Source organism: Oryzibacter oryziterrae, assembly GCF_021864535.1.
Classification (GTDB): Bacteria; Pseudomonadota; Alphaproteobacteria; order Rhizobiales; family Pleomorphomonadaceae; genus Pleomorphomonas; species Pleomorphomonas oryziterrae.
In genome coordinates this window covers 194,162-202,039 of record NZ_JAKJIC010000008.1, presented here as the reverse complement: position 1 = coordinate 202,039, position 7,878 = coordinate 194,162, and the positions used below count along the sequence as shown (strand labels likewise).

Annotated in this window: 6 protein-coding genes; 3 read left to right on the top strand and 3 right to left on the bottom strand. The window is 62.9% G+C overall.

The annotated features are described in order from the left end of the window. The coding region (locus tag L2I41_RS11010) for a response regulator (RefSeq protein ID WP_237153601.1) at positions 1-588 on the top strand (588 nt) is incomplete at its 5' end. A 40-nt stretch (positions 589-628) separates the two neighbouring features. On the opposite strand, the gene L2I41_RS11005 is transcribed toward L2I41_RS11010, so the two are convergent. Continuing rightward, positions 629-2,569, bottom strand: a complete 1,941-nt coding sequence (locus L2I41_RS11005) for a putative bifunctional diguanylate cyclase/phosphodiesterase (protein ID WP_237153600.1) — start codon at positions 2,567-2,569, stop codon at positions 629-631. 311 nt (positions 2,570-2,880) lie between these two features. Here L2I41_RS11005 and L2I41_RS11000 point away from each other — a divergent pair, with 311 nt between their 5' ends. Beyond that, positions 2,881-4,107, top strand: coding sequence for a cytochrome P450 (locus tag L2I41_RS11000; protein WP_390634115.1), 1,227 nt, complete (start codon positions 2,881-2,883; stop codon positions 4,105-4,107). Positions 4,108-4,183: 76 nt separating this feature from the next. Here the strand turns inward: L2I41_RS11000 and L2I41_RS10995 are convergent, their stop codons facing one another. Both L2I41_RS10995 and L2I41_RS10990 read right to left on the bottom strand, forming a co-directional pair. After that, positions 4,184-5,095 carry a pseudouridine-5'-phosphate glycosidase gene (locus L2I41_RS10995; protein ID WP_237153598.1) on the bottom strand — a complete coding sequence of 304 codons (912 nt, stop codon included), beginning with the start codon at positions 5,093-5,095 and terminating at the stop codon, positions 4,184-4,186. Positions 5,096-5,371: 276 nt separating this feature from the next. Beyond that, positions 5,372-6,319, bottom strand: a complete 948-nt coding sequence (locus L2I41_RS10990) for a PfkB family carbohydrate kinase (protein ID WP_237153597.1) — start codon at positions 6,317-6,319, stop codon at positions 5,372-5,374. Positions 6,320-6,467: 148 nt separating this feature from the next. Between L2I41_RS10990 and recA the strand changes: the two genes are divergently transcribed. Next, positions 6,468-7,553 carry a recombinase RecA gene (gene recA, locus L2I41_RS10985; protein ID WP_304610553.1) on the top strand — a complete coding sequence of 362 codons (1,086 nt, stop codon included), beginning with the start codon at positions 6,468-6,470 and terminating at the stop codon, positions 7,551-7,553. Positions 7,554-7,878: the final 325 nt, after the last annotated feature.

The window sequence follows — 7,878 nt, the reverse complement described above, 5'->3', positions numbered from 1 at the left end:
ATCTTCGAGCCGTTCTTCTCGACCAAGGAAGTGGGCAAGGGCACCGGCCTTGGCCTGTCGACGGTCTATGGCATCGTCAAGCAGACCGGCGGCTATATCTATCCGGAATCCGAGGTGGGGGTGGGGACCACCTTCCGCATCTTCCTGCCGCGTCATGAAGCGGCGCCGGATGTGGCACCGAAGAAGAATGTGGAAGCGACGTCGCTGTCCGACCTCACCGGCAATGCCACGATCCTCCTTGTGGAGGACGAGGAGGCTGTGCGGGCCTTTGCGGCGCGCGCTTTGACCTCGCGCGGCTATACCGTGCACGAGGCGTCCACGGGTGCCGAAGCGCTCGAGGTGATGGAAGAGACCGACGGCAAGGTGGATCTGGTCGTTTCCGACGTGGTGATGCCGGAGATGGACGGGCCGTCGCTGCTCAGGGAGCTGCGCAAGACGCGGCCGGACCTCAAGATCATCTTCGTATCCGGCTATGCCGAGGATGCGTTCAAGAAGAACCTGCCGGAGAACGAGCAGTTCAACTTCCTGCCCAAGCCCTTCTCGCTGAAGCAGCTGGCCACCGCGGTCAAGGAAACGCTGGCCGAGTGACGGGTGTCGGCTTGTTGGCACCCCTGTGAGCCGGCCGACGTCAGGCCGACTGCTTGCGCGCGATCAGGTCGCTGTTGCTGATATTGGTCTCGATGTATTTCGTGAGCCACTTGGTCAGCACCGGCGGCACCATGGCCGGGGCGACCAGGAAGCCCTGGCCGACGCGGCAGCCGAGCCGGACAAGCGTTTCGCACTCGGCTTCGGTCTCGATGCCCTCGGCGAGCACTTCGATGCCGAGCGTCTTGCTGAGACTGAGGATGGCCTGAACCAGAGCCTGATGCCGTATGTTGGTATCGAGGCCAGTGACGAAGGTCCTGTCGATCTTGATGCGATCGATCTTCAGCCCGACGATATGCGCAAGCGAGGAATGACCGGCGCCGAAATCATCGATGGCAATACGCACGCCCGCGTCTTCAAGGCGGCGCAGGTCGGTGTCGGCGGCGCGGGCATCGAGGATGGCTTCCTCGGTGATCTCCACCTCAAGCCGCCAGGGCGCGATACCGCGACGGCGCAGGCAACCGAGGATCAGTTCGGACGGCGAGTGCGTCAGAAACTCCACCGGCGAAATGTTGATGGCGACCGAGAAATCGTCATGGCCGAGGGCCGCCATGCGTTCGATGAAATCGCAGGACGCTTCGATGACATAGGCGGTCAACCGGTCCGACTGATGCGTCAACTGGCTGGCGCTGATGATCTCGGGCGGGGATATGGGGCCTAGCGTCGGGTGCGTCCAGCGGATCAAGGCCTCGTAGCCGACGATCCGCCGGGAGCTGAGATCGAACTGCGGCTGGAAGCTGACGTCCAGTTCACGCTGGAACAGGGCGTTGCCGAGGTCCGATTCCAGCCGGCGGCGCAATTCCAGTTGCTCCTTGAGGCGGCTGTCGAACTGGGCGGCCCGGCGTCGTCCCTTGGCCTTGGCTTCGTAGAGCGCGATGTCGGAGGACGAGAACAGGTCTTCGGCGGTGGTGGCGTCATCGGGGAAGACGGCAATGCCGACGCTGGCGCCCACGTTGGCCGAGCGCTCGCCGAGCGCGATCGGCAGCGACAGGCGCTGGATCAGGTCGCCGGCCAGTCGGGTTGCCTCGGCGCGCGCATTGGGACCGGGGACGATGACGGCGAACTCATCGCCGCCCAGGCGGGCCACGACATCCACGGACCGGCGCAGGGCGTCGAGCCGGCGGGCGGCTTCGGCAATCACGTTGTCGCCGGCGCCATGGCCCTGGGTGTCGTTGATGATCTTGAAGTTGTCGAGGTCGAGGACGATCAGAGCCAGATCTGTCTTGGCATGCCTGGCACTGGCCAGCAGGCGGCGCAGGTTGTCGTTGAAGCTGGCGCGGTTGGGCAGGCCCGTCATCACATCGTGATTGGCGAGCTTGCTCAGCTGCTCGTTGGCGGCGGTGACGTCGAGGTTGGCGGTTTTCAGCGATTTGGCCAATGCAGTCGCCTCAAGCCGAACCCACTGGCTGTCCCAGTATTCGCGCTCGGCGCGTCGACTGGCGCGTACCATCATGAAGCCCAGAAGAATGGTGTTGCCGCCGATGATGATGGACGTTGCCGTCCCGTTCATGAAGAGCGACAGAGCGGCGCCGGATATGGCCGGCAGCACGAAACTGATGGCGAGCGGGGCATAGCAGGTGCTCTGGATCATTGCGCCGGCGGAGACGCCCGCAATGATGAAGATCATGAAGCCGCCGATCATGGTGTTGGTATGCACGCTCAGCATCAGCGGCAGCACACCCCAAAGCGTGCCGGTTACCAAGGCGCCACGGCGGAAGGATCGAAGGATGTAGTCGCTGTTCTCGACGGTGATGGTTTGAGCACGGAAGCGAGCCAGCATGCGGGCGCGCAAGATCGCCATCACCAGCGAAGCCATGGTCCAATATGGCAGCCACGGGACGTCGATGTTCAGCCAGAGGACATAGGTGGCGGACAGCATGATCGCCAGCGAAGCGTTCAGCGTGACGCTCAGATTACTGAGCACCGCCTGGGCCTGTTCCCGCCTGATGGCGCGTGAAAATTCTTCTACATCGCTTCGCATATGCTCAAAACCGTATGTATACCCTCATCTTATCGCACCTAAAAAATAAAACATTATGAATATTCGAAGATCAAATACTCGCAGGAAACATAGTAATATCTGCTGATGGATTAAAAAATCTGCAAGGCTGTCTCTGCAAGCAACCGCGGTAACCTCAAAACGTACACGCAGTGGGGCTTCCCCCGCAACATCCCTTGCTGATCAAAGCATGTCTGGCAGTTTCTCCGAATGTGCTATTGAGAGCCATCGGCAACATGCTCGATGGAGAGAAGATGACCGCCTTCCGGCAATCGCCCACTGATCAGGCCTTTGTGCAGAACCCTTATCCCGTCTACGACCGCATGCGGCAGCTCGGCTCGGCATTCTATTGGGAAGACTATGGATTTTGGTGCTTTCCGGGCTTTGCCGAAGTCTCTGCCCTGCTGCGCGACAAGCGTTTCGGTCGGGATCTCTCGCATATCGCCAGCCGTGAGGAACTTGGCTGGCCAGAGCGGCCGGAGCACGTAAAGCCGTTTTACGACGTTGAACAATATTCAATCCTGGAGGTCGAGCCGCCGGTTCACACGCGGCTGCGCACCCTGATCAACCGGGCCTTTGTCAGTCGCGCCATCGAGCGGCTTCGCCCGCGGATCGCCGAGCTGTCGCATCAGCTGATCGACCGATTTGCAGGGCAGGGGGAGGTCGACCTGCTCGACGCCTACGCAACGCCCATACCGGTGATCGTGATCGCAGAGCTCCTGGGGGTTCCGGTCGACATGAGCGACCAGTTGCTCGACTGGTCGCACCGCATGGTGGCGATGTATCAGTTCAATCGTACGCGGGAGATCGAGGATAGCGCGGTGGCCGCGACGCAGGCCTTCACCAGCTTCATGCGCGGCTATGTGGAAGAACGGCGCGCCCATCCGGCGGACGATCTGATTTCGAGCCTCATTGCGGCCGAGTCCCAGGGTGAGCGGCTGACGACCGACGAGTTGATCACCACCTGCATTCTGGTGCTCAACGCCGGTCACGAGGCGACGGTGCATGCCATCGGCAACTCGGTGAAGGCGCTGCTGGAGAATGGGATCGACGTGGCCACGGCCTTTGCCGACGATCGGACGACGGAAGCCTCGGTCGAGGAGCTGCTGCGCCATGATGCGCCGTTGCACATGTTCACGCGCTATGCGCTTGAAGACACGGAGGCATTCGGTGTCTCGCTCAAGCGCGGCGACCAGATCGGTCTCATGTTGGGTGCCGCCAATCGCGATCCGCAGCGCTTCAGCGAGCCCGGACGACTTGATCTTGCCCGGACGGGAAACGCCAACTTGACCTTTGGGGCCGGCATCCACTTCTGCGTCGGCGCACCGCTCGCCCGGCTGGAGCTGCAGATCGCCCTGCCGATCCTGTTTCAGCGGCTACCCGGCTTGCGTCTGAAGAGCCAGCCGGTGTTCGCCGATCGCTATCATTTCCACGGTCTTGAAGCCTTGCCGCTCGCCTGGTGACGGCGCCAGAAACACAAAGGGCCGTGACGTTGCCAGGCAATGTCACGGCCCTTTTTCATTGGCAGAGGCAATAGCGTCAAGCCTTCAGGGCCTTGGCGATATCGGCGGCGACGCGGGCGTTGTTCATCACCAGCGCGATGTTGGTCTTCAGCGACGAGCCGGCGGTGCGGTCGAACATGTCGGCCAGCAGGAAGGGCGTTACCGCCTTGGCCGAGATGCCGGCGTCGCGGGCAGCGCCGAGCGAGGCCTCGATGAAGCCCTTCATGCGCACGGCGGGAATCTCGTCGGCTTCGGGCACCGGGTTGGCGATCAGCATGCCGCCGGCGATGCCGATGAGGTCGCGCGCCTTCTGGAAGGCGGCAATTTCCGCGGCTGTGTCGAGCCGGAGCGGTGCCTTGAGGCCGGAGCTGCGCGACCAGAAAGCCGGGAACTCGTCCGTGCCGAAGCCGATGACCGGTACGCCCTTGGTCTCCAGCACTTCCAGGGTCTTGGGCAGGTCCAGAATGGCCTTGGCGCCGGCGGCGACGACGATCACGGAGGTGCGCCCGAGTTCCTCGAGGTCGGCGGAGATGTCGAAGCTCTCCTCGGCGCCCTGGTGCACGCCGCCGATGCCGCCGGTGGCAAAGACGTCGATGCCGGCCAGCCGCGCGCAGATCATGGTGGCCGCGACCGTGGTCGAGCCCGGGCGCTTCGTCGCCAGAGCGAAGGCAAGATCGGCGCGGGACAGCTTCATGACGCCCGTCATGGTGCCGAGGCGTTCGAGCGTTGCCTCATCAAGGCCCACACGAATATGCCCGTCCAGCACGGCAATGGTGGCGGGAACGGCGCCGCGGGCGCGAATCTCCGCTTCGACGGCGCGTGCCGTCTCCACATTGTCGGGATAGGGCATGCCGTGGGTGACGATGGTGGACTCAAGGGCCACCACGGCCTTTCCAGCCGCCAGTGCAGCTTCAACCTCGGGCGAATAGATGATTGGCAGCGATGCCATGGCTTGACCTCAATGCTGTTCCGTTGGCTCTCGGCCAATCGGATGGGGCAGTGCCCCGGACCTCTTCGATGTTGCCACAGGTTCTCCTGCGGCGCCGTGGAACTGGGTGCCCTGCGAAGAAGCAGGGCGGTGGTCTCATAGGCTATCGCGGACGAAGACCGCGGCCGACGGGCCAGTCTCCGTCTGGATATCAGCTTACCGCAGCGAGCAAAACCCTGCCTGAGGGCATGCCGCCCAAAGAGCCGATCGCCGCACGGGGCTATGGGCCAGCGCGCTTCACGACGGTGACGGCCACCCGGCCTCGGTGATCAGATCGCTCGGCAACCTCTCAAGCGCGCCGGCACAGCCAAGGGCAGCGCGTGCCGCCTGCATCCCCAGCGTGACGGCATGAGTGAGGCCATGCCCCGCCAGTCTTGCCAGCAACAGGCCGGCAATCTGTGCGTCTCCCGTGCCTGTCACGTCGACGACCGTGACGGCCCTGGGATGAAATTCGGTGATCTCCCCCTGGTCCAATACCGCAAGCGGCGCGCTGCCGGCGCTGATCACGGCGCGCGTGGCTCCGGCCGCGGCCAGCTTCTCGGCGGCTTGTCGCGCTGTGGGAAGCGTCTCGTCCAGCAGGGCGCAAACCGACGGGAGGTTGGCGACGAGCAGCGCCTCGCTCCCCAGGATGGCGCGCAACTTGGGCGCCTTGGCGCGCGAGATGGCGTCCACGCAAAGGCTCGCGCCAAAGCGGTCCGCCAGATCGCGGATGCAGGCGCCTGGAATGTTCGCGTCCGCGAAGGCGAGGCCGGAATGGCCTGTCCACAGGTCGGCCGGCAGCGCGTAATCGTCATAGATCGACAGGTCCGACACGGCGGCAACCAACTCGCCCCGCTCGTCATGAATGGCAAGATAGCTGCCGGTCCGCCGACCACGCAGCGCCAGAATGTCAGATGTCTCGATACGGGCTTGCCGCAAGGCTTCGATGAGGGCCCGGCCGGTCTCGTCGTCGCCGACGACCGAGGAAAAGCGAACCGGGGCGCCGGCGCGCGCCAAGAGCGACGCGACGTTGCGCGCGACGCCGCCGGGTTTGTGGCTGATCACGCCGGGGCAGGAGGTTCCGGGCTCGAAGCGGCCGGTGCTGCGACCGAGCACGTCCATGTGGCAGCCGCCGATGATGAGAATCTCCCGGTCGGAGGGATGGCGATTCTCGCTTTTCCGGGCAGTAGAAGCTGTTGGCGGCATTTGCTGATTTTCTCTGAACGTCCCATGAACGAAATCAGATTTCGTGTTTTGCGTCAATCCGGTAAATGGGGGCTTGCGAAATGGAACATAACGTGTACATTAACCTTGGTTTGAAAGTCGCAGGCCGACATGAAATAAGGAGAGCGGCGTGTCTCAGAACTCACTTCGCCTCGTAGAGGGTACTTCAATGGATAAGACCAAGGCGCTGGATGCAGCGCTGTCGCAGATCGAACGGGCGTTCGGCAAAGGCTCGATCATGCGTCTCGGCAAGGGGCAGGTGGTTGAGATTGAATCGGTTCCGACCGGTTCGCTTGGGCTCGATATTGCGCTCGGCATCGGCGGTCTGCCCAAGGGGCGCATTGTCGAGATCTATGGCCCGGAATCGTCGGGCAAGACCACCCTGGCTCTGCATACGGTGGCTGAAGCGCAAAAGCGCGGCGGCGTCTGCGCCTTCATCGATGCCGAGCATGCGCTTGACCCGGTTTATGCCCGCAAGCTCGGGGTCAATCTCGATGATCTGCTGATTTCGCAGCCCGATGCCGGCGAACAGGCGCTCGAGATTACCGACACGCTGGTGCGCTCCGGCGCCATCGACGTGCTGGTGGTGGACTCGGTGGCGGCGCTGACCCCCAAGGCCGAACTCGAAGGCGAAATGGGCGACCAGTTGCCGGGTCTGCAGGCACGTCTGATGAGCCAGGCTCTGCGCAAGCTTACCGGTTCGATCTCCAAGTCGAAGACCATGGTGATCTTCATCAATCAGATTCGCATGAAGATCGGCGTGATGTTCGGTTCGCCCGAAACCACCACCGGCGGCAATGCGTTGAAGTTCTATGCCTCCGTCCGCCTCGATATTCGCCGCATCGGTTCGATCAAGAATCGTGAGGAGATCGTCGGCAACCAGACCCGCGTGAAGGTGGTCAAGAACAAGCTGGCACCGCCGTTCCGCGAGGTCGAGTTCGATATTCTCTATGGTGAGGGTGTGTCCAAGGCCGGCGAACTGGTCGATCTCGGCGTCAAGGCGGGAATCGTGGAGAAGTCCGGCGCCTGGTTCTCCTACAACAGTCAACGTCTCGGGCAGGGGCGTGAGAATGCCAAGCAGTTCCTGAGGGACAATCCGCCTCTGGCCAACGAGATCGAGATGGCCATTCGGCAGAATGCTGGCGTCATCGCCGATTCCATTCTGAAGGGGGCACCCGAGGATGATGCCGAGGGGGCGCCGCCCGACGCCGAGTGATCCGCGCCGACCCGGGTCGGGCTCCTTTTCGGTCCGGCCCGGGCAACTGGCGTCTTTTGAGGAGGTGGAGCCTTGGAGTGCTCCGCGCTTGGGGATGCCGGAGCGCTCGGCTGGGTGAAGTGTTCCTGTTCAGCGTTGTGACGGGCAGTTGTTGCTGGCTGATGTTTTCATTGGCTCGGTCGAAAGAGGCTGGCTGTCGTGACGGTGGGTACCTCAGAGTTTCCCCGTGATTGCTCGGTTCGTTCTCGGCTGGAGGCTGCAATTTATTTGACTTTGGGGCGATGCTGAGGTCCGGGCCGATATCGGTTGTTTTTGTGGACAGCCA